The sequence below is a fragment of the Acidobacteriota bacterium genome, from assembly GCA_016715115.1.
Classification (GTDB): Bacteria; Acidobacteriota; Blastocatellia; order Pyrinomonadales; family Pyrinomonadaceae; genus JAFDVJ01.
Genome location: JADKBM010000013.1, coordinates 386,113 through 405,794, shown reverse-complemented (window position 1 = coordinate 405,794; position 19,682 = coordinate 386,113). Strand labels below are relative to the sequence as shown.

Sequence of the window (19,682 nt, the reverse complement as noted above, 5' to 3'; positions counted from 1 at the left end):
AGATTCTCTTAAACTGTATCTATGAAAGTACTTATCACCGGCGGTGCCGGATTTGTCGGTTCGCATCTCGCGGACAAACTACACTCGGAAGGTCACGACATCACCGTCATCGACAATCTCTCGACGGGACGTTATTCGAACGTCGCGCACCTTGAAGGCCGGGAGCGCTTTCGCCTGATCATCGATACCGTGCTCAACGCCAAGTTGATGGAAGAACTGATCCGCGAGTCGGACCGTGTCTTTCATATGGCGAGCGCCGTCGGCGTCCGTCTGATTATGGAGCATCCCGTCCAAACGATCGAAACGATCTTTCGCGGAACCGACATCGTCCTCGGTTTCTGCGCGCGATATCGCAAGCGCGTCCTGATTCCGTCAACATCCGAGGTTTACGGCAAATCGACTCAGGTTCCTTTCGCCGAAGACAACGACATCATCAAGGGTTCGACTTCAAAACACCGTTGGGCGTACGCTTGCGCGAAGGAACTCGACGAATTCCTCGCGCTTGCGCATTGGAAGGAATCGCGCTTGCCGGTGGTTGTCGTTCGGCTATTCAACACCGTCGGCCCGCGCCAGACGGGGCAGTACGGAATGGTCGTTCCGAACTTCGTCAAAGCTGCAGTCAGGAACGAACCGCTTATCGTCCACGGCGACGGTTCGCAATCGCGCTGTTTCGGCCACGTTTCGGACATCGTCGGAGCGCTGGGGAAATTGATCGAGAGTCCTGAGTGTTTCGGCCAGGTGATCAACGTCGGAAACGACGAAGAGATCTCCATCCGCGGACTTGCCGAAAAGGCGGTTGCGATGACCGGAAGCAAGAGCGAGATCCACTACATTCCGTACGAGGAAGCCTACGGCGAAGGTTTCGAAGATATGCAGCGCCGTGTTCCTAGCCTCGAAAAGGTTTACCGCCTGATCGGTTACAAGCCAACCCGAACGCTCGATGACATCATCAATGATGTAGCCGCGGAATTTCGTGGCGAATGATGGGATTTGGGAATTGGGATTTTGGGATTTTGGGATTTGTGATTCAAAACGCCTGGATTGATTCATAAGGTTATGAATCGGGACTCGTTGATTCGGGTTGCCGCACCACGGTAACGCGAACTGATTTCTGATCCGGAACGGTTAAGATATGTCAAAGAAGTTGCTTAAAATCGGCGCGATCGCGGTTTTCTTGCTTTTGGCGGGCGCCACTTGCGCGGCCGCACAAAGCGGCGGCGCAAAAGGCAAGGTACGCAACTCAAAGGGCGACGGGCTCGCCGGCGTCGAGGTCACCGCGCGAAAGGACGGCAAAGACATAAAAAGCGTCAAAACCGACGTGAAAGGCAACTTTCAAATGACCGGGCTTTCGTCCGGGACTTACAACTTCGTCTTCGACAAACAGGGTTACAGTGTCGGCGTCAAATACGATGTCGAGATCAAGAGCGGCGATATTCGCGACCTCGGCGACCGCCTCGTCCTCGGCGTCGATTCCGGAACGCTCGTCCTCATCAACGGCAGCGTCTTCGATCAGGACGGACGAAGCATTACCGGGGCAAGGGTCGAGATCGTCAAGATCAGCGGCGGCGAAACTTCCAAAAAACTCGGAACCGCGTACACAAACGTTAGCGGCGAATTCACTTTTCGCCAACCGGAAGGCGCCGCGACGTTCCGCATAACCGCAACCGCCCGCGGCGTGAGCGCGTCGAAAGAGATATCGGTCGACAGCGCCGCGCGCTACCGCCTGGCGATCACCCTCAATCTGCCACAAGAAAAATAGATCAAATTACGCCGGTCAATTCGGCCGTGGAAGTCAGTTGACCGATTCGGAAATATCGTTAACCGTCGGCATCGCTTCGCTGTTGACGTCGGTGACTATCAGCGGAAGCTCTTCGAGTACACGGGAGTCGGCCAACGTTTGGACCCAATAGGTTCCCGCCGACGGGAACACGACGTTGACGAAGAAACTGACGTTGTCGGTAAACCCGCCGGGCGCGAGTTGGATTTGCGTTGGCTGCGAGGTGACGAAGACATCGCCCTTGTTCGGCGTGAGGATCCGCACCTCTGTCTGGTGATTGCCCTCGCCGCGCCAGTGGTTGACGACCGCGAACTTGATCAGCGAAACCGGGAGTTGCTCGACCATTATGTTCTGAAAGATCCCCATCAAAGAGATCTTGTTTCCCATCTCGAGGCGCACGTCGTCGCACAGTAAGGTATATACAAGCTGCAGATTTTCGGTCGTCATAAAACTCTAGAAAGGGAGAATCAACTTTACATTTCAAGAAAGCGTCGGAGTTCCGCCTTTGCTTGGAGTTCCGCCTTTGCTTGGAGTTCCGCCTTCAGGCGGCGAGACGCAATCCCCGGAGATCCCGGCACAAAGCGAAGACCGCTCAAGCGCAGAACTCCAAACGCTCCAAACCTAGATCGACTTGTTCTTCCTGAACCAAGCCTGAACTTTCGTCCACGCGTCCTCGGACGCCTCTTTGTTGAATCCCGGCCGGTAGTCGGCGTGAAAACCGTGGCCCGCCGCCGGATAGACGATGATCTCGGACTTCGACTTCCCTTTCTTCAGTTCGTCCTGCATACGTTGCACCGAATCGAGCGGGATGCCCTGATCCTGACCGCCGTAGAGCCCGATCACCGGAACTTTCAGATCCTTCGCGATGTCGATCGGCATAGTCGGCTGAAGTTCGTTCTTGGGTGCGGTCGGATTCGGAATCAGACGACCGTACCAGGCCGCGCCGGCGTCCACCTTCGGGTTGTGCGCGGAATAAAGCCAAACGATCCGTCCGCCCCAACAAAAACCGGTGATCGACAGCTTTTTCGCATTTCCGGAGTTGTTCTTCGCCCACACGACCGAAGCGTCAAGGTCGGCCATCGCCTGTTTGTCCGGGATCTTCGAAAAGATGTCGCGTTGCAGCGTCCGGATCTCGGTGATCGACTTCACATCGCCCTGGCGCGCATAAAGAGCGGGCGCAATCGCCATAAAACCAAGTTTCGCGAAACGCCGCGAAACGTCCTGGATCCATTCGTGCACGCCGAAAATCTCGTGAACCACCAAAACCACCGGGAACTTCTTACCCTTTGCGTCCGGCATCGCGCGGTACGCCGGCATCTCGCCGCCTTCGACCGGGATCTTGACTTCTCCGGTGATCAACCCCTTGTCATCGGTCGTGATCTTGGTCTGCGCCTGGATCGGTTCGACGGCGGCGGCGAAAATGCCTGCCGCGAAGATCGAGGTCGCGAAAAACTCGCGCCTGTCGAGGCGCGGCGCCGAGGGATTTGAATCGCTGATGTCCTGATACATTTTGATCTCCGGTTATTTTGATTTGATTCTTACTTTTCTAAAGTTGGAGGTCAAGAGTATAATCGGGTTTTGGTCCTTAGAACGTGAATGTGTGCCGGCAGAGCAGACGCACCGGCGAGTTGCCCAAACCGATCGCAGATCCAGTCGAATGATGGTTTACGTGCTGATATGCCTGTGTCTGAGTTTGGCCGGCGTCGCCGGTCTCCAGTTCTTTTATATGGCGTACATCGAGCGGCTCAATTACGAGCAAAAAAAACGCATCGCCGCGCTCGAGCGTCGCGTCCGAAGTCTGGGTGAGCGCGCGAATGAACGCGAACGGCTTTTGGCAGATAACAGCAAGCTCATCGAAACTAGATTCGATGACATTGAGGTCGCCGACGAAGAGGTTTGGGCTGACGTCATCGAGGAACGGTGAATGCCCTCGCTCCATCATTAGCACATTCGCCGACAAAGTTTTACAATCAAAAAGATTCGAAAGTTATGAAGGTCCTGAACAACTTAAAGATCGAACATAAGTGCGAAGACTGCGATATGCGCTCCAACAACTTCTTCTGCAATCTTCGTGATACGAATTTGCGGGTCTTTGAGTCGCTGAAGATCACCAACGCGTACCCGAAGGGTTCGACCTTGTTTATGCAGGGTCAGCAATCGAACGGCGTCTATATCCTTTGCCAGGGCAGGGTCAAGCTCTCGACGGGATCGAAGGATGGAAAGGTCATCATTCTTCATATCGCGGAACCGGGCGAGATTCTCGGTTTGAGTTCGACGATCACGGACTCTGTCCATATCGCGACAGCTGAGGTGCTTGAGCCCTGCCAGGTCAACTTCGTCAAGAACTCGGAGTTTCTCCAATTTCTTCAAAGCAACGCCGAGGCTTGTCTGAGCGCCGTAAAACAATTGAGCCTGAGTTACCAGACGGCGTATCTGCAGATCTGTTCGCTCGGGCTTTCAAACTCGGTCGCCGACAAACTCGCGATGCTTTTCCTCGGTTGGTGCAAGGCCAGTTGCAACGAACACGACAGCGCGCACTTGAAGATCTCGTATACTCACGAGGAGATCGCACAGATGATCGGCACGTCGCGCGAAACGGTGACGAGGCTTCTCAAGGAGTTCAAGGAACGACATTTGATAACGCTCAAGGGGTCGGACCTCATCATCCACGATAAGAAGAAACTCGAAGATTCGATCGGAACCCGTTCCAAGACACGTTGATTTCCACGTAATTGCAGACAAGACCCGAAATGTGACACAAATCACTTTTCTTTGTGACGAATGTCCTAAAGCCATTACCACACCGATGCAAGAATAGAGGCGTCTGAGGTTTCCTGTGACCCGACGCCGATGAACGTCAGAACCTGTAAATTTTATGGACATTTTGTAAGTCCGCCGTATTTCGCCGATGAGTTGTTTTGTGATTTGGCTCCGCGATCGGAAGATTCTCTGCGAATGATCCGGCGGCCGAAGGAATTCTCGAAGAACGATACGGTCTTTGCGGCCGGCGACCTTCCCGATTGCATCTACATTCTCAACTCGGGTCAGGCGCGGCTTACCGTCACAAACGGGATCAACAAGGTCACGAGCCGGCGGTTGGTCAAGCCCGACGAGGTCCTCGGATTGAACGAACTTCTCGCGAACTCCTTTTGTCAAATGAACGTCGAAACGATCACGCCGTGCGTTTTCGAATGTCTTCGACGCCAGGATTTTTTGAGATTCCTCGACGACGAGCCAGCGATCTGCTACCGGTTGCTGAGTGTCATAGCTTCGAATTCCCAGCAAAGCTACACGAATTTTTCAACCGCTACTTTTTAAGTCCGAGAATTCGATGTGACGGGCGTCACATATCATACGTGATAACACTCACCGACTGTCCTTATTGGCTCATCTAGAATGTCTTCGGCAGCAAAAAGCACCACTATTTTTTTGAACAGTTTAGTTAAAATTTCAACTATCGAGGCGCAACACAGAATGCGCCAGGGAGGCCATCTTATGACTTCAACAAAGAAAGTTAAAATCGCTTTGCTTGGAGCATTCATTCTTTTGACTTTGGTTTGGGCAGTATCCGGAACATTTTCAAAAGCGATGCTTTCGAACACAGCGGAAGCGATCAGTGTCTTGCCCAATTCCAATGCCGACGATTTTGTCGGGAGCGAAACGTGTAAAGCGTGTCACGAAGATCAGTTCAAGAGTGTCGCGATGACAAAACACGGAAAGCTATCGGAAGATCCGAAGTGGAAGGACAAGGTTCAGGGTTGCGAATCGTGCCACGGCGGCGGCAAAGCCCACGTCGAAGGCGGCGGTGACAAGACCAAGATCGTTTCGTTCACCGGCAAGAATTCGAAGGAAATTTCGGAAACCTGTCTCGCGTGCCACGCGGGCAAGGAAAGCCATAATAACTTCAAACGCGGCGAACACTGGCGCAACGACGTCGGTTGTACCGATTGTCACACGTCACACGGCCCGTCCGAGAAAAACATAATGCCGGGTTCGGCAACGTTCATCAACGATTCTTCGAAACAGAATCCGACCGGCGTCGCGATGCTCATTAAGAGCGAACCGCAATTGTGCATCAGTTGTCATACTGAAACGAAAGCGCAGTTCAGCAAACCGTTCCATCACAAGGTTCTCGAAGGAACAATGAAATGCAGCGATTGTCACAACGCGCACGGCGGTTTCGAACAGAAACAGACGAAGCTGGCGATCGGCGGCGATGCCTCGTGCGTCAAGTGCCACACCGACAAGCAAGGCCCGTTCGTCTTCGAACATGCTCCTCTTAAGACCGAAGGCTGCGCATCGTGCCACACACCGCACGGTTCAAGCAACCCGAAACTTCTGAAACGCAACAACGTCCGCCAACTCTGTATGGAATGCCACAGCAGCATTTCCGATGTGGAAAGCGGAGCGCCGCAAGCACCGCACAATCAGGCGACGACCCGTTACAACGACTGTACGGTCTGCCATAACAAGATTCACGGTTCAAATGCGAACGTTTACTTTTTCAGGTAGATGATGAATAGGAGGAAAATATGTTCGACACATTACGTTTTACGAAAAAGACAATGATGAACTGCAGAATCTTATTCATCTCGACCGTTGCGCTTGGAAGTTTGATCTTCGGAACCTCGGTTTTCGGCCAAACGCCGGAACCGTCGCCCGAAACCATCAACGGCTACAAGATAGTTTCAAGCATCGAACTCGGCATTCGCAGTCTCGATGTCAACGGCAGCATCAACAAGTTTCGCAGTGATCTGAATTATCGGAACGGATTCCGCATCTGGGATTCGAGTTTTAGAATGGAAAACACGACCGGCCGGCGGCGTTTCCTCGATACGTTACAGATCAGCAGTTCCGGTTGGGGTTCCGACCGTTCCGGTTTCACCCGGATCCTGGCCGACAGCCCCGGACTTTACACATTCACGGCGAACTTCCGTCGGATTTCGCTTTACAACAATCTGACGAATCACGCCTTGAATCAGCATAACTTCAACACCAATCGCGATATGGGCGATTTTGACCTGAGCGTTTATCCGCTCGGCGACAAGTTGAAGTTGAGTTTTGGCGGTTCGTTCGAAAACGGCAGCGGCCCCGGAACCTGGAATTCTCGCGCTTATCGCGACGACTTCAGGGTCGATGTCAACAACAAGACCAATGCCAAAGATTTCCGCGTCGGACTCGACGGCAAGCTGTTCGGCTTCAACATCGGATTGGCGCACGGCTATCGGCTGTTCAAGGACAATACCCAGTATTTCCTCGCGGCGCCGACGGTCGGCAACAACACGACCGATACGACGGTGATCAACACGTTCCAGCGTGATTTCCCGACGACCGGAAAATCGCATTTCACGACGTTCAATCTCCAGCGCACCATTGCGAAGCGGGTTGATTTTACGGCGCGTGCAATGTATTCAAGTTCGTCGACGAACAACTCGATCGTCGAAACGATCACTGGTCGCGACAACAGCAACAACTGGGTCGATCTCGATCGTTTCGACATCAGCGCGCTCGTCAAACGCGTCCAGTTCCGTGGCGACCTCGGTGTAACGTTCAACGTTACCGACGATTTCCGGATCTCGAACACGTTTTCGTTCGACCGCTTCGGGATCGACGGCGGCGAGAATCTTGCCGAACAACTTTTCAGGCGGAATGCCGCGGGCACGACTTTACCCACGACTCTGACACGTTCAGCGGCCTATAGAGTGACCGATTACGAGAAGTACTTGAATACGATCGAGGGCGATTATCAGTTCAACAATCGTGTTTCGCTCCATATTGGTTACCGCTACACGCATCGCAAGATCGATCTTTTCGGATATAACCAGACGCTTACGTCCGCGCCGTCGCCGACGAATCCGCTGTTCATTACCGAAGAGGAGTCTAATTCGACCAACACGCTCATCGCCGGAATGAAGATCAAGCCGATGAAGAACTGGGTGTTGTTCTGGGACGTCGAACATGGGTCAGCTGACAACGTGTTCTCGCGTCTTGAAAATTACAAGTTCACCAACTTCCGCATCAGAAGCCGCTGGACCTTCGACAAAATCGGAGTCAATCTTTCGGCAATTTCGAAAGACAATTCGAATCCGGCGGAAAGCGCGATCGTCGGCTCTTTCGGTGCCGACATCAACAGCCGGATCTATGCCGGCAGCATGGATTGGACGCCGATCACGAAGGTATCGATATCGGGCGGTTATACGTACACGCATATGACCAGTTCGACGGCGATCATCATTCCGGTCGGAACGCCGATCTTTACGACCACGCAGAACCTGCGCGGATTCAGCCAATACTATGTGCGCGATCATACGGTCTATTTCGACGTTTCAGCAAAGCCGTCGAAATGGGTTTCGTTCTATGCGACGTATCGGTACAACCGGGATTACGGTCAACGCGACCGCGTCTCAACAGTGATCCAGAACATCTTCACCGGTTATCCGATGAAAATGGAATCTCCCGAATTCCGGGCGTCGTTCAGACTGCACCGGCGGGTCGACTGGAACATCGGCTACCAGTACTTCAACTATGAGGATCGGTTCGCGCCTGTGCAGAACTACAGGGCTCACCTGCCCTACACGTCACTGCGCTTTTACTTTGGCGGTTCTGACCGCTAAAGAATGAGAAGACCTCATCGGACAATGAGAAGGCCGGCATCGTCCGGCCTTCTCATTTTTTTGCGGTCCGCGCAGGCTCATCAGTAGAGTCCGCAAAGACAGGTCGGTACCATCCGCTGCCGCAGATGGTACCGACCTGTCTTTGCGGACTTTGCGTGAAGATCCGGCTTGCCCTTTGCCGATCAGGCATTTTCGTGCTCGGAGACCGCACGCAAAGTCCGAGCGGTCTCCGAGGTCATCAAGAACCCGCGATGGCATCCCAAGCGGAGATTCTGATTTACCCCAAATCACGAAACAAGAACTTCTTCCCGCGAAACATCATGCTAAAAACGGCATTCCCGCTTTTCGCCTGTTCCCAAGGGTCAAAAGAGTCCCGCGCTTGTGACACTAGTCACAGATGCGGAGGTCCGAAATTGCTATCGTTTGAAAAGACGCTATTTATCGATTTTTGTATTGTTTTTTTCAGCAGTTATTCCGCATTCAGAGGTGAATTTTATGGATCCAAACGCACAAAGTACCGCAAAGAAATGGTCTTATCTTTTCGAGGAATTCGAAAATCCCAACACGCAGAACGGCAAAAATATTCTCGGTGGCAAAGGCGCCGCGCTTGCGAACATGACGAAACTTGGTTTGCCGATACCTCCGGGATTCATTATCACGACCGAGTGCTGCAACGCTTATCACGCTAACGAGAAGATCTATCCCGACGGGCTCTGGAATCAGGTCAAGTCCAGTATTAGCGCGCTCGAAGCGAAACTCGGTCGGGGATTCGGCAACGCCTCGGATCCGCTCTTGATTTCGGTCCGTTCAGGCTCGCCCGTTTCGATGCCCGGAATGATGGACACGATCCTCAATCTTGGACTCAACGATCAGACGGTTGTCGGGCTCGCCCGCCACACCAACGACGAGCGTTTCGCCTGGGACGCATACCGGCGCTTCGTTTCCCTTTTCAGCCAGATCGTGCTCGGTATCGAGCACGAGAAGTTTGAGCGCGTTCTCGATCGCTACAAGGCAGGCGTCCGAACTGACTCGGAACTGACCACGGACGAATTGAAAGAGATTCTCGCAACTTACAAAAAAATCGTTTACGCCGAGTACTACAAAGAGTTTCCGGACGACGTCGACGAACAGCTGAAAATGGCGATCGCTGCCGTGTTTGATTCCTGGATGGGAAAACGCGCGGTCGATTATCGTCGCGTTCATCGCATTCCGGGCGATCTCGGAACCGCGGTCAACATTCAGTCGATGGTTTTCGGAAATCTCGGCGACACCAGCGGAACCGGCGTGTGCTTCACGCGCAATCCTTCTACCGGCGAACGTGCGCTTTACGGTGAGTATCTGCTCAATGCGCAGGGCGAGGACGTCGTTGCAGGCATCCGGACGCCCAATCCGATCTCCGTCTTGCAGACCGCAATGCCGGACATTTATCAGAATCTGCTCGACATCTGCGCGCAGCTCGAGATGCATTACCACGAAATGCAGGATATCGAGTTCACGATCGAGCGCGGCAAGCTTTTCATTCTGCAGACGCGCAGCGGAAAACGAACCGGCGCGTCTGCGGTCAAGATCGCCGTCGCGATGGTGCGCGAGGGTCTGATCGATCAAACGACAGCGATCCAGCGCGTATCGGCGGAACAACTCGACCAGTTGCTTCATCCGATGATCGATCCGGACGATGAAACACAGGTTCTGGCAACCGGTTTGCCGGCGAGTCCGGGCGCGGCCCAAGGAATCGTTATCTTTTCGCCTGATGAAGCCGAGGAACTCGCCAAGGCCGGCGAAAAAGTCGTCCTCGTGCGGCGCGAGACCAGTCCGGACGACTTCCACGGTATGGTTCTGGCACAGGCGATCCTGACTCAGCACGGCGGAATGACCTCGCACGCGGCGGTCGTCGCACGCGGTATGGGCAAGCCGTGCGTCGCGGGCGCGAGCGATCTGAACATCAACTACAGCCACAACGAATTCAGCGTCGGCGACGTCACCGTCACAAAAGGCGAGTGGATCACGGTTGACGGCACACACGGCAACATCTATCGCGGCAAGATCAATACGATTCAACCTCGCCTCGACGAGGACTTTGATCTGCTGATGACCTGGGCCGACGGCGTCCGCCGGCTAAAGGTGCGCGCCAACGCCGACACCGGCCACGATTCAACGGTCGCGCGCGGCTACGGCGCCCAAGGCATCGGTCTCTGCCGCACCGAACATATGTTCTTCGGCGAGAGCCGACTTGAAGTGATGCGCGAGATGATCCTCGCCGCCGGCGCGGGCAACCGCGAAAAAGCGCTCGACAAATTGCTGCCCTTCCAGAAGCAAGATTTCGTCGAGATCTTCAAGTCGATGGCCGGTCTGCCGGTTACGATCCGCCTTCTCGATCCGCCGTTGCACGAGTTTCTGCCGAACAAACACGACCTTCTCGGCGAACTGACCGAACTCAAATTCCGCGCACGGCAGTCGGGTCCCAAAGAGATGGACAATCTGATCGACGAGATCGCCGACAAGCGCAAACTGCTGCGGCGCGTCGAACAGCTTTCAGAGGCCAATCCGATGCTCGGGCTGCGCGGTTGCCGTCTTGGCATCGTCGTTCCGGAAGTGACGCGGATGCAGGTTCGCGCGATCGTCGAAGCGGCGTGCGAGGTCGCCGGTGAAGGCATCGAGGTTCATCCGGAAATAATGATCCCGCTCGTCTCTTCGCCCGAAGAATTTAGAAATCAGGCGGAGATCATTCGCGAAGTTGCGCGAAAGGTGATGGACGAACACGGAATGGAACTGAAGTTCCTCGTCGGAACGATGATCGAGCTCCCGCGGGCAGCTTTGGTCGCGGACCAGATTGCGGCCGACGCGGACTTTTTCTCGTTCGGCACGAACGATCTGACCCAGACTACGCTCGGTTTGAGCCGCGACGATTCGGCGCGTTTCCTGCCGTTCTACGTCGATAAGAAGATATATCCGGACGATCCGTTTCAAACGCTCGACACCGTCGGCGTCGGCGAACTCATCAAGATCGCCATCGAACGCGGGCGTCGGGTCAATCCGTCGCTGAAGGTCGGAATCTGCGGCGAACACGGCGGCGACCCTCGGTCAATAGAGTTCTTCAACTCGATCGGGCTCGACTACGTGAGTTGTTCGCCATTCCGTGTTCCGATCGCCAGGCTTTCCTCCGCGCATTCAGTGCTGAAAACGGCGGCGTAGCGGGATTCCAGGACGATTCGAGAGAATTCCAGAGAATTCCAGAGAATTCCAGAGGATTCCAGGACGATTCCAGAGAATTCCAGAGGGATTCCAGAGAATTCCAGAGCGATTCGAGGGGATTCCAGAGGATTCCATAGGATTCCAGAGGATTCCAGGACGATTCCAGAGCGATTCGAGAGGATTCCAGAGGATTCCAGGACGATTCCAGAGAATTCCAGAGCGATTCGAAGAGGATTCCAAAGCGATTCGATTCCAAAGGATTCCAGAGAGTCGAAGAGGATTCCAGAGTTATTCGAGAAGAATACTCTGGAATCCTCTCCTGCAATTAATTGCAGTCGTTTGCAGTCCCTTTGGAATCCATTGGAATTCTCTGGTATCCCTTTGCAATGCTTTGGTTTCGTCCCCTTGGAATCCCTCTGGAATCCCTCTGGAATCCCTCTGGAATTCTCTGGAATCCCTCTGGAATCCCCTGGAATCCTCTGGAATGCTCCTGAATGGAATCCGCTGGGATGACGCTGGAATGCTTCCCTTCTATCCCCTCAATTTCGAGCACAAAAACAGCGCGCCGGAAATCGATCCGGCGCGCTGCATCAAGGAGCAACATGGCAGAAAATCTAAAGAGTTATTCAGCCGGCGGCGTGCGCAATGATTTCATATGCGCGACCAATGCCTTAGCGTCATCGGCCGTCATACCCTTCGCTTCGTAACCGGGCATCGGAGGTTTGGCGTCGGCTTTGCCCTTCAACACGATTTCGACCAGAACTTCGTCGGACTTCGTCGCGTCGAATTTCTTTTCCGCGGTCTGACCGTGGCACATTGCGCATTTGGCCTTGTAAACGGCCGCCGCATCTTCAAGCGGCGCACCGTTAACCGCCGTGTCCTGAAAGGCAAAGAGAGCCAAAAGGGGGAGCATCATAATTACTGTTACTGTTAATTTTATTCGATCAATGGTCATTTATTTCTCCTGATAACTTGTCCTACCCAGCCTTCCGAAGGGCTTTGCTGTTTCATCAAGCAACAATTGTGCCCAAGTTTCAGATAAGCACATTCAACCTTCTGATGCGCGAAACCAGCCCGGCGCTCCGAAAATTTTCATAACGCCCGCGGAGAATTCCGCACTTTGCATCGGCCGCAGTCCTCCGCAACGTGAAAAAAAGTCGGACGGACTGAAAAATAGTCACGTCGCCGTTAGAATCGATTGCCTGTGACTCGCATCACATCCCGATCTATTCCGCGGTTCTACAATAGGACCAAGCTGATTTGACTCGAAGACGATATTGTTCGACCACAAGGAAATTCCGATTGCGAAAGAGATTCGGCACAGCGCTTGCCGTCTCTTAGTGTCGTAATTTGGCGTTCCGGTTAACTAGATCCGGCGTCGAGCCGAGAAGCTGAAAGAGTTCAACTACGGGGCCGCGTGGTCGGCGAACATTATGAGCGAAGACAAAGAAGAACAAGAAGTCACGGCAGAACCTCCAAAGGTTCCGAGTCTCTGGCAAAACTATATCACGCTGTTCGGCGGGGTTATCGCGACGGCGAGCATCGTCAGCATCGTTTTGCTTTTTCTGATCGAATTGTCGAGTTCGACCGAACACTCGTATCTCGGCATCCTGATCTACATTCTCCTGCCGGGAATGATGATGTTCGGCATTTTCGTGATGCTTGTCGGCATCGTGTTTGAATACCGGCGACGAAGAAAGCTGTCACCTGAGGAGATTGCCGCATATCCGATCCTCGATCTCAACGGGCCGCGACGGCGACGCATTTTCTTTATGTTCCTCGGCGGCGCTTTCATCTTCATTATGATCAGCGCGTTCGGCAGTTATCGCGGCTTTGAATACACCGAATCGACTGCGTTCTGCGGAGAATTGTGTCACGTGATGCATCCCGAGAACACCGCTTACAAGGCGTCCGCTCACGCGCGTGTCAGATGCGTCGAATGTCACGTCGGCGGCGGCGCCGATTTCTACGTCAAGTCCAAACTCGAAGGCGCCCGTCAGTTGCTGGCACTCGCGTTCGGAAGCTACCAGAAACCGATTCCGACGCCCGTTCATAATTTGCGCCCGGCGCAGGACATTTGCGAACGCTGCCACTGGCCCGAGAAGTTCTTCGGCGAGCAAATGAAGATTTTCACGCATTTCGGATATGACAAGGACAATACGATGAGCCAGAGTCGTCTGTTGATCAAGACCGGAGGCGGAAGTCCGACCGTCGGTCAAGGCGGCGGGATTCACTGGCATATGAACGTCGCGAACGAGGTGACCTACATTTCGACCGACGAGAAGCGCCAGAAGATCGCCTGGGTGCGGTTCAAGGATTCCAGCGGCCGCGTCGTCGAATACACGTCGACCGAAAGCCGCTTGACGCCGGATCTAATCGAAAGTTCGCCGAAACGCAAGATGGACTGCGTCGACTGTCATAACCGTCCTTCGCATATTTACGTATCGCCGAATCAGGCGGTCGACACGGCTTTTTCGGCCAATAAGCTCGACGTTTCCCTGCCTTTCCTGAAGATGAAGTCGGTCGAGGTATTATCCAAACCCTACAACACGAATGAGGAGGCACTGCAGACAATAGCCCGCGATCTTCCCGAATACTATCGGGCTAACTATCCGGATGTCTCCAGCTCGAAGGCCGAGTCGATCAACGCGGCGGTGACCGAAGTTCAGAGGATCTACTCGACATATTTCTTCCCGGAAATGAAGACCGACTGGCAGAGCCACGTCAACAACATCGGTCATATGAATTTCCAGGGCTGTTTCCGGTGCCACGACGGCCGGCACGTCAGCCCGGAAGGCAAACAGATCAGGACCGAATGTCATATCTGCCACACGACGCTCGACCAGACGATCGGCGGCAAGACGTTCACGCCGCCGAACGGCGATTTCCAACACCCGCTGAATCTCGGCGACAAGGCACGTTATCAATGCGCGCAATGTCATACCGGCAACCGCGCGTTCCAGCATCCGGTGAATCTCGGGGACATTTCGAAATTTCAGTGCAACGAGTGTCACAAGGCAAAGATCGAGTAGGATCGCGCCAAAATGCACACTTGAAAATTCAGCGCTTAAGAAACGGGATGGCACCGTTTTGAAATCATCGATTTTCGTATTGTTGGCGTAATTCGCGGGCAAAATTCTGCCGCTTGATTCAGCCCATCCGGGGCGTTTTTGACGGGAGGCTCGTTCGTCGATTTCCTGACCTTTTCGGAACCGAGCAAGGCGGATCACGGTCCGTCTTGTTTTGGGGGAGTCACACCGAACTTCCCGTTCGATACCGTTTGAGCCTTGAGTTCTTCAATCCTCAACTCCCACGATGCCGGTTCGGTCAGATAGAAGGCAATCGAGTCGGTTCTGCCCTCGACGGAGAACCGAACCTTCAACAAATCATAAACAGTAGCCTTGCCCAAATGGCTCTTCGTGAAAGTCAACTCAGAAACCGCGGTAAGGGGAATACGAACCTCGCGTTTCGGAAGAAACATAAAAAAGTGCAGGGACTGCGCGGTGAGTACCAATGCCCCCTTTGCCACGCGGCCGCGAAACCCCTGCCGACTCAAGCCCGAAACTGTTCGCCGTTAGATCATTTATCAAGACTTCGTCCGGTCTGTAGACGGATGAAATCCGAGCTTCGAGCGGTCCCTTGATGAAATAAACGACAGTTCTGGGCAACGCGATCGCCAAGAACGCGACGACAAAAACGCCCGCAGCAATCAAACCGATTATTTCGAACGTTGTCATAAGATTACACGGGGCCGATGTATTCGAGGAGACCACCGATGCGATCGATCGCGTCCTCGAGCGATTCAAGTTGACGCGGTGCGCCAAAATAGTTGACGACCGTTTTGGTCTTTCCGTCGAGCGAAAAGGAAGTTATTGTGGTCGGAAGGTCAGTCAAGCTCATTCCGAATTCGTTAGTCTCGTACCTATCTTTCATCGAGAGAAAGTCTTTTTTTTGAAACAATTTAACCAACTTCTGAACAGCCTCCGGGGAAATCTTGTGTGTCCGGTGACCTTCGGTTTTGACGAATCGCTCACCGTGATAGACAACGGTGCCGTCCAGACGAATTTCGGCGGAATAAATCGGACAATCGCCGAAACATCCGGTTCGTTCGATAGTGAAAACAACCTCCGAATCAAGTTTCCCTTGTGCGTAAGTGATCAATGTGAACATCTGAAGTAAAACAAAGACGGCTGAGCCGACCAGGCAGAAGCAACCTTTCATAAACGGTATCATACTGGCTTTTGATAGTCGGGGAAACCGGACGATCGGCGAAGACTCATTCAAAGCGGTTCTGCAATCGGTGTTGGAATTGACCAGTCCTGTTGTGCCGCGCCAATCGAATCAGCGCGGCACTCCTCGTCCGAGTCAACCAGAAATCACGAATCGCCTGCTACGGTTCCGTCACAGTTATCGACCTCGTCTATTCAGAAGACGGTGATTTCGGAGTAGTTAACAATGGATAGCTGATAGTTGTTAGTCTGCGAATGAGCACAGATCGACTTTTGAATCCGCTGGATTCCCGTCGATCTGTGCTTGTCCCTGAAGGAAGGACGTTTCTCAAAGCTCCCAAATCAAGAATCCCGAATCACGAATGCGGATTCTCCTCTTCGCTCTCAGCCGTTTCAGCCTCCTGGTCCTCTTCCTTCTGAGCGTCTTCCCACGCCTGTTCGTGTTCTTCCTTGAACATCTCTTCGCTCATCTTGCCGTCGTAAAAGGCCCAGTTAAGCGGATAGACGTCCGGATCGAAGATGACGTGGTAGAAATGCCAGACGACGATCGCGAGCGTCGCTAGGATCGCTTCGTAGAAGTGAACAGCGATTGCGATGTCGATCGCCCAGCGCGGCAAAAAGCTGAACAAGCCGACCTTGAACCAGATCATCAGACCGGTCAGGCCCATCAGAACGGTTCCCCAAACAACGGCCCAGTACTCGGCCTTGTCGGCGTATCTGAATCGCGCGAATTTCGGTTTTTCGCCCTTCTTGAAGACGAAGTACATCGCGTTCTGCCAGAGATCGGTAAAATCCTTCCAGCACGGCAGCATATCCCAGAGCCACAGCCGGCCCTCCTTATAGAATGCGAGGTAGAAGACGTGATAAACCCCGCCGACCATCATTACGACGGCCGCAACGCGATGGATGATGCGCCGGACGCCCTCGCTGCCGCCGGCCAGAATGCCAAGATAGCCGTCGGGATATTCGAGGGCGAATCCGGTGATCACGAGGACGATGAAACTCGTCAGCAACATCCAATGCTGGACGCGCTGATTGACCGACATTCTCTGGATCGTCCTAACAGTTTCGTTGCGTTTCGCGACTACCTTGCGGTACCAGATGACTCCGTTATGGACGAGCATCCCGCCGACAAGCGTGAAGATCAGGAACAGATAGACGTTTCGCACCCAATGGATCCCGATGCTTCCGATGTCCTGCGACGCGGGCGTATCGAGATGAACCTTGCCAACCGCGAAGTTGGTGCCGGCGCCAATATGGCATTGACCGCAGGTCGCAACGAGATTGTCGGCGTGAATCAGCGACTTCGGATCGGTCGACGGCCGGATATTATGTACGCCGTGACAGCTCGCGCAATCGGCGACGACATCCGAGCCGTGCTTCATCGCGCGGCCGTGGTAACTGTCTTCAAAGCTCGAAACTCGTCCTGGCGCAATACCGAAATCCTGCGACAACCGGACGCCATCGTGACATTGCGAACAACCGGTCAGCCCGAGCGCCTGCCGGGAATCCTTTTGCGGCTTGATGCCGTGGATCCCGTGACAGTCCGTACAGTTCGGTGACTGGTAGTTTCCTCGGGTCAGCGAGACGCCGTGGACGCTGTCGTTGAATTCGGTGTAAATGTCACCGTGACACTTGCCGCACGTCAACGCGACGTTGAACTTCGAGATCGGTGACGACGTATCGGTTCCGGGCAGAATATCGTGGCTTCGATGGCAATCCGTACAGACCGCCGCCTTGAGGTTTCCTCTCGACAGCGCCTTGCCGTGGACGCTCTCGGCATATGCCAGCGCCGGCCGCGTCGACAGTCCGTTGCCGTTCGCCATAACGGTCGCATCGCTGTGACAGCGTCCGCAGGTTTGCGAAATATTCGCGCGAAAGATCGTCGACTTTGGGTTTGCCGCGGACATGATCGTACTCATATCGCCGTTGACGGTATGACAATCAACGCAAGATGCGGCCTTTTTGCCATTGTTCGCGGGTTTCGCGTGAAATCCGAGATCGTATTCTTTATGTGGTTCCTTATGAAATTTCTCACCGGCAAGAAACGGAAGCGTTTTACCGGTTCCGTGACAACTCTCGCACTGCATTACCAACTTCGGATCGTTCGGCGCTTTGACGTCTGCCGTGTTCGAGTTCGACACCGCGGACTGCGCCTGCGCCTCAATCAAGGTAGGACGATAGAAATATGATGCGGAGAAAAAAAGCAGGAAAAGCAGCACAATCGCGATTGATGCGTATCTTTTCAACATTGTCTTATGAATTCCTCCTGAAAGGGTTCAGAGCAAGATCGATCTCAAAAATCAGTTCCTTGAGTTTCAATCGTTGCTGTTCCCATTTTAGATCGATACCGATCCCGACGTAGTGACAGGTGTCACTTTCGGACCGAAATTTCTCGGCTGAGAAATGGTTTCAGGCGGCGGCAATTGGAATCGGTTCGAGATTGCTCAGGATCGTCCTCCCGGCCGATCGAAATCCGCCCGAATTCGATTCCGGGCTACTGGCCGAGTCGGGAGACAGATCCTGAACGGATCCCACTTCGTGAGACGTCTATTTCTTGAATGTGTTCCCGGTATGGCACCGTTTACAGTTGGTGAAGTCTTCGCCGAACGCCATTTCGTTATTATGGCAGGTCGCACAATTCGTGCCGGATTTTGGCGCCTTGTGCATCAATACGGACGGCGCGCTCATCACGCCGTTCGAGGAGGTGTGGCAAGAATCACAATCCATAAAACTGTGCTTCGTGTGGGCAAAATTGCCCGGGATCACCGGAGACGATGCCGAGATCGTGTTCGTTCCGCCGATCTGATGGCAGGTGAAGCATTTCCCGCTCGTAAAGCTGCCGCCGCCCTTGTTCGGCGAGTGGCATTGAAAACAGGTACTGTGCGCCGACTGACCGTCGGGGACGACGAAATTGCCCGTTTTTCCCGCCGGTTTGTGGCAGATCGAACAATTGGACTTGGTGTGCGACGCGTGGCTGAACTTGATCCCGACCGTTTTCGCGCCGCCCATTTCCGAGTGACACTGCCGACAGTTTGAGAAATTGTTCGCGCCGAACGCGCGCGAACCGTTGTGGCAGGTCGCGCAACTGTTCGCCGCACCCGCGTGCATCGCGACGTTGATCGCCGACATTGCGTTTCCGCCCTGCGGGTTGTGGCAGCTGTTGCAGTCGAGCTTGCCGTGTTTCGCGTGATCGAAGTTGAATCCGATCGCCGCCGTCGAATCGTTTATCGGATTGCGCGGCCCGAGTTCGTGACACGTCGAACATTTGCCAATGTTGTTCTCGCCGACCGTCTTGGCGGCCGAGTGGCACTGAAAGCAGGTCGCGTGCGCATCGTTGGCCGCCGCCGGCACGCTCATTCCCGCTCCTTGCGGCCGATGGCAGGTCGCGCAGTTTGCCTCGCTGAAATGCGCCTTGTGGTCAAATTTGACGCTGAAACTCCGGATCGGCGGGAAGGGTTTGAGTTTCTCGGACCCCTGTTCTTCGTGGCAAATCTGACAGATCTGATGCGACTTGTCATCGAATTGCTGAGTATGGCAGCCGGCGCAGGAAACGTGCGGCGCGAAGCCGACTTTCGTCGAATCGTCGTTGCGCTGATGGCAAAGCAAACAAGGCAAGTCTTTGTGACGCGTACTGTCGTGCTTGAACTTCGCGAAGTCGACGTTCTCCATCGCGTCCGTCACCGTGGATTCTTCGATCAAAGGCTTGTACGGGCTTTTGTCGTCGTCAATCGACGGCGGCGCCTTCGAACACGAAGTGACAAAATAACCGCAAAGAACCGCGAGGAACGTCAGAACGACCGCTCCGCGCACGAGCTTTGATCGGCGGATCGCATTTTGTCGGTTGTTTGACTGCGGTGTCATTGTCAT

19 protein-coding genes are annotated in these 19,682 nt (G+C 54.0%); 10 read left to right on the top strand and 9 right to left on the bottom strand.

Annotated features, from left to right (window positions below; all coding sequences use genetic code 11):
* The first annotated feature begins 21 nt into the window (after positions 1-21).
* A complete protein-coding gene (locus IPN69_16615; protein ID MBK8812333.1) occupies positions 22-984 on the top strand; it encodes a GDP-mannose 4,6-dehydratase in 963 nt (320 codons plus the stop codon).
* Positions 985-1,132: 148 nt separating this feature from the next.
* Positions 1,133-1,759, top strand: a complete 627-nt coding sequence (locus IPN69_16610; GenBank protein MBK8812332.1) for a carboxypeptidase regulatory-like domain-containing protein — start codon at positions 1,133-1,135, stop codon at positions 1,757-1,759.
* 33 nt (positions 1,760-1,792) lie between these two features.
* On the opposite strand, the gene IPN69_16605 is transcribed toward IPN69_16610, so the two are convergent.
* Together IPN69_16605 and IPN69_16600 are read right to left on the bottom strand one after the other, a co-directional pair.
* A complete protein-coding gene (locus IPN69_16605) occupies positions 1,793-2,224 on the bottom strand; it encodes a hypothetical protein (GenBank protein MBK8812331.1) in 432 nt (143 codons plus the stop codon).
* A gap of 174 nt (positions 2,225-2,398) precedes the next feature.
* Positions 2,399-3,286 (bottom strand): dienelactone hydrolase family protein, encoded by an 888-nt coding sequence (locus IPN69_16600; GenBank protein ID MBK8812330.1) that lies wholly within the window; start codon positions 3,284-3,286, stop codon positions 2,399-2,401.
* Positions 3,287-3,434: 148 nt separating this feature from the next.
* Here IPN69_16600 and IPN69_16595 point away from each other — a divergent pair, with 148 nt between their 5' ends.
* The 3 genes from IPN69_16595 to IPN69_16585 all read left to right on the top strand — a co-directional run bounded on the left by IPN69_16595 (position 3,435) and on the right by IPN69_16585 (position 5,095).
* A complete protein-coding gene (locus tag IPN69_16595) occupies positions 3,435-3,701 on the top strand; it encodes a hypothetical protein (GenBank protein ID MBK8812329.1) in 267 nt (88 codons plus the stop codon).
* A 65-nt stretch (positions 3,702-3,766) separates the two neighbouring features.
* Positions 3,767-4,498 (top strand): Crp/Fnr family transcriptional regulator, encoded by a 732-nt coding sequence (locus IPN69_16590; GenBank protein ID MBK8812328.1) that lies wholly within the window; start codon positions 3,767-3,769, stop codon positions 4,496-4,498.
* Positions 4,499-4,732: 234 nt separating this feature from the next.
* The gene (locus IPN69_16585; GenBank protein MBK8812327.1) at positions 4,733-5,095 is read left to right on the top strand and encodes a cyclic nucleotide-binding domain-containing protein; all 363 of its coding nucleotides are present in this window, start codon (positions 4,733-4,735) and stop codon (positions 5,093-5,095) included.
* Between the two features lie 32 nt (positions 5,096-5,127).
* Here the strand turns inward: IPN69_16585 and IPN69_16580 are convergent, their stop codons facing one another.
* Positions 5,128-5,406 carry a hypothetical protein gene (locus IPN69_16580; protein ID MBK8812326.1) on the bottom strand — a complete coding sequence of 93 codons (279 nt, stop codon included), beginning with the start codon at positions 5,404-5,406 and terminating at the stop codon, positions 5,128-5,130.
* Here IPN69_16580 and IPN69_16575 point away from each other — a divergent pair.
* From IPN69_16575 to IPN69_16560, 4 genes are all read left to right on the top strand, one after another.
* Positions 5,366-6,289, top strand: a complete 924-nt coding sequence (locus IPN69_16575; GenBank protein ID MBK8812325.1) for a DmsE family decaheme c-type cytochrome — start codon at positions 5,366-5,368, stop codon at positions 6,287-6,289. The genes IPN69_16580 and IPN69_16575 overlap by 41 nt on opposite strands.
* A 20-nt stretch (positions 6,290-6,309) precedes the next feature.
* Complete coding sequence (locus IPN69_16570) at positions 6,310-8,391, top strand: hypothetical protein (protein MBK8812324.1); 2,082 nt, start codon at positions 6,310-6,312, stop codon at positions 8,389-8,391.
* A gap of 495 nt (positions 8,392-8,886) precedes the next feature.
* The gene (locus tag IPN69_16565; protein MBK8812323.1) at positions 8,887-11,583 is read left to right on the top strand and encodes a pyruvate, phosphate dikinase; all 2,697 of its coding nucleotides are present in this window, start codon (positions 8,887-8,889) and stop codon (positions 11,581-11,583) included.
* Complete coding sequence (locus tag IPN69_16560; GenBank protein MBK8812322.1) at positions 11,514-11,720, top strand: hypothetical protein; 207 nt, start codon at positions 11,514-11,516, stop codon at positions 11,718-11,720. The genes IPN69_16565 and IPN69_16560 overlap by 70 nt, the downstream gene beginning before the upstream one ends.
* Positions 11,721-11,908: 188 nt before the next feature.
* Here the strand turns inward: IPN69_16560 and IPN69_16555 are convergent, their stop codons facing one another.
* On the bottom strand, positions 11,909-12,136 hold the full coding sequence (locus IPN69_16555; GenBank protein MBK8812321.1) for a hypothetical protein: 228 nt from the start codon (positions 12,134-12,136) through the stop codon (positions 11,909-11,911).
* 69 nt (positions 12,137-12,205) lie between these two features.
* Entirely contained in the window at positions 12,206-12,538 is a 333-nt protein-coding gene (locus IPN69_16550; protein MBK8812320.1) for a cytochrome c, read from the bottom strand.
* 478 nt (positions 12,539-13,016) lie between these two features.
* Between IPN69_16550 and IPN69_16545 the strand changes: the two genes are divergently transcribed.
* Positions 13,017-14,615 (top strand): NapC/NirT family cytochrome c, encoded by a 1,599-nt coding sequence (locus tag IPN69_16545; GenBank protein MBK8812319.1) that lies wholly within the window; start codon positions 13,017-13,019, stop codon positions 14,613-14,615.
* Positions 14,616-14,809: 194 nt separating this feature from the next.
* Here the strand turns inward: IPN69_16545 and IPN69_16540 are convergent, their stop codons facing one another.
* The 4 genes from IPN69_16540 to IPN69_16525 form a co-directional block, all read right to left on the bottom strand.
* Positions 14,810-15,112: a hypothetical protein gene (locus tag IPN69_16540; GenBank protein ID MBK8812318.1), complete on the bottom strand. Its 303-nt coding sequence runs from the start codon at positions 15,110-15,112 to the stop codon at positions 14,810-14,812.
* A gap of 212 nt (positions 15,113-15,324) precedes the next feature.
* The gene (locus IPN69_16535) at positions 15,325-15,483 is read right to left on the bottom strand and encodes a hypothetical protein (protein ID MBK8812317.1); all 159 of its coding nucleotides are present in this window, start codon (positions 15,481-15,483) and stop codon (positions 15,325-15,327) included.
* Between the two features lie 685 nt (positions 15,484-16,168).
* The gene (locus tag IPN69_16530) at positions 16,169-18,064 is read right to left on the bottom strand and encodes a cytochrome b/b6 domain-containing protein (protein ID MBK8812316.1); all 1,896 of its coding nucleotides are present in this window, start codon (positions 18,062-18,064) and stop codon (positions 16,169-16,171) included.
* A 298-nt stretch (positions 18,065-18,362) separates the two neighbouring features.
* Positions 18,363-19,676: a cytochrome c3 family protein gene (locus tag IPN69_16525; GenBank protein ID MBK8812315.1), complete on the bottom strand. Its 1,314-nt coding sequence runs from the start codon at positions 19,674-19,676 to the stop codon at positions 18,363-18,365.
* Between the last annotated feature and the right edge of the window lie 6 nt (positions 19,677-19,682).

Bases quoted from the DNA above. Each gene is read 5' to 3' on its own strand.
- IPN69_16600 (MBK8812330.1), bottom strand. From the start codon at position 3,286: ATGTATCAGGACATCAGCGATTCAAATCCCTCGGCGCCGCGCCTCGAC.
- IPN69_16615 (MBK8812333.1), top strand. From the start codon at position 22: ATGAAAGTACTTATCACCGGCGGTGCCGGATTTGTCGGTTCGCATCTC.
- IPN69_16565 (MBK8812323.1), top strand. From the start codon at position 8,887: ATGGATCCAAACGCACAAAGTACCGCAAAGAAATGGTCTTATCTTTTC.
- IPN69_16575 (MBK8812325.1), top strand. From the start codon at position 5,366: ATGCTTTCGAACACAGCGGAAGCGATCAGTGTCTTGCCCAATTCCAAT.
- IPN69_16525 (MBK8812315.1), bottom strand. From the start codon at position 19,676: ATGACACCGCAGTCAAACAACCGACAAAATGCGATCCGCCGATCAAAG.
- IPN69_16610 (MBK8812332.1), top strand. From the start codon at position 1,133: ATGTCAAAGAAGTTGCTTAAAATCGGCGCGATCGCGGTTTTCTTGCTT.
- IPN69_16590 (MBK8812328.1), top strand. From the start codon at position 3,767: ATGAAGGTCCTGAACAACTTAAAGATCGAACATAAGTGCGAAGACTGC.
- IPN69_16570 (MBK8812324.1), top strand. From the start codon at position 6,310: ATGTTCGACACATTACGTTTTACGAAAAAGACAATGATGAACTGCAGA.
- IPN69_16530 (MBK8812316.1), bottom strand. From the start codon at position 18,064: ATGTTGAAAAGATACGCATCAATCGCGATTGTGCTGCTTTTCCTGCTT.
- IPN69_16545 (MBK8812319.1), top strand. From the start codon at position 13,017: ATGAGCGAAGACAAAGAAGAACAAGAAGTCACGGCAGAACCTCCAAAG.
- IPN69_16595 (MBK8812329.1), top strand. From the start codon at position 3,435: ATGATGGTTTACGTGCTGATATGCCTGTGTCTGAGTTTGGCCGGCGTC.
- IPN69_16535 (MBK8812317.1), bottom strand. From the start codon at position 15,483: ATGAGCTTGACTGACCTTCCGACCACAATAACTTCCTTTTCGCTCGAC.
- IPN69_16585 (MBK8812327.1), top strand. From the start codon at position 4,733: ATGATCCGGCGGCCGAAGGAATTCTCGAAGAACGATACGGTCTTTGCG.
- IPN69_16605 (MBK8812331.1), bottom strand. From the start codon at position 2,224: ATGACGACCGAAAATCTGCAGCTTGTATATACCTTACTGTGCGACGAC.
- IPN69_16550 (MBK8812320.1), bottom strand. From the start codon at position 12,538: ATGACCATTGATCGAATAAAATTAACAGTAACAGTAATTATGATGCTC.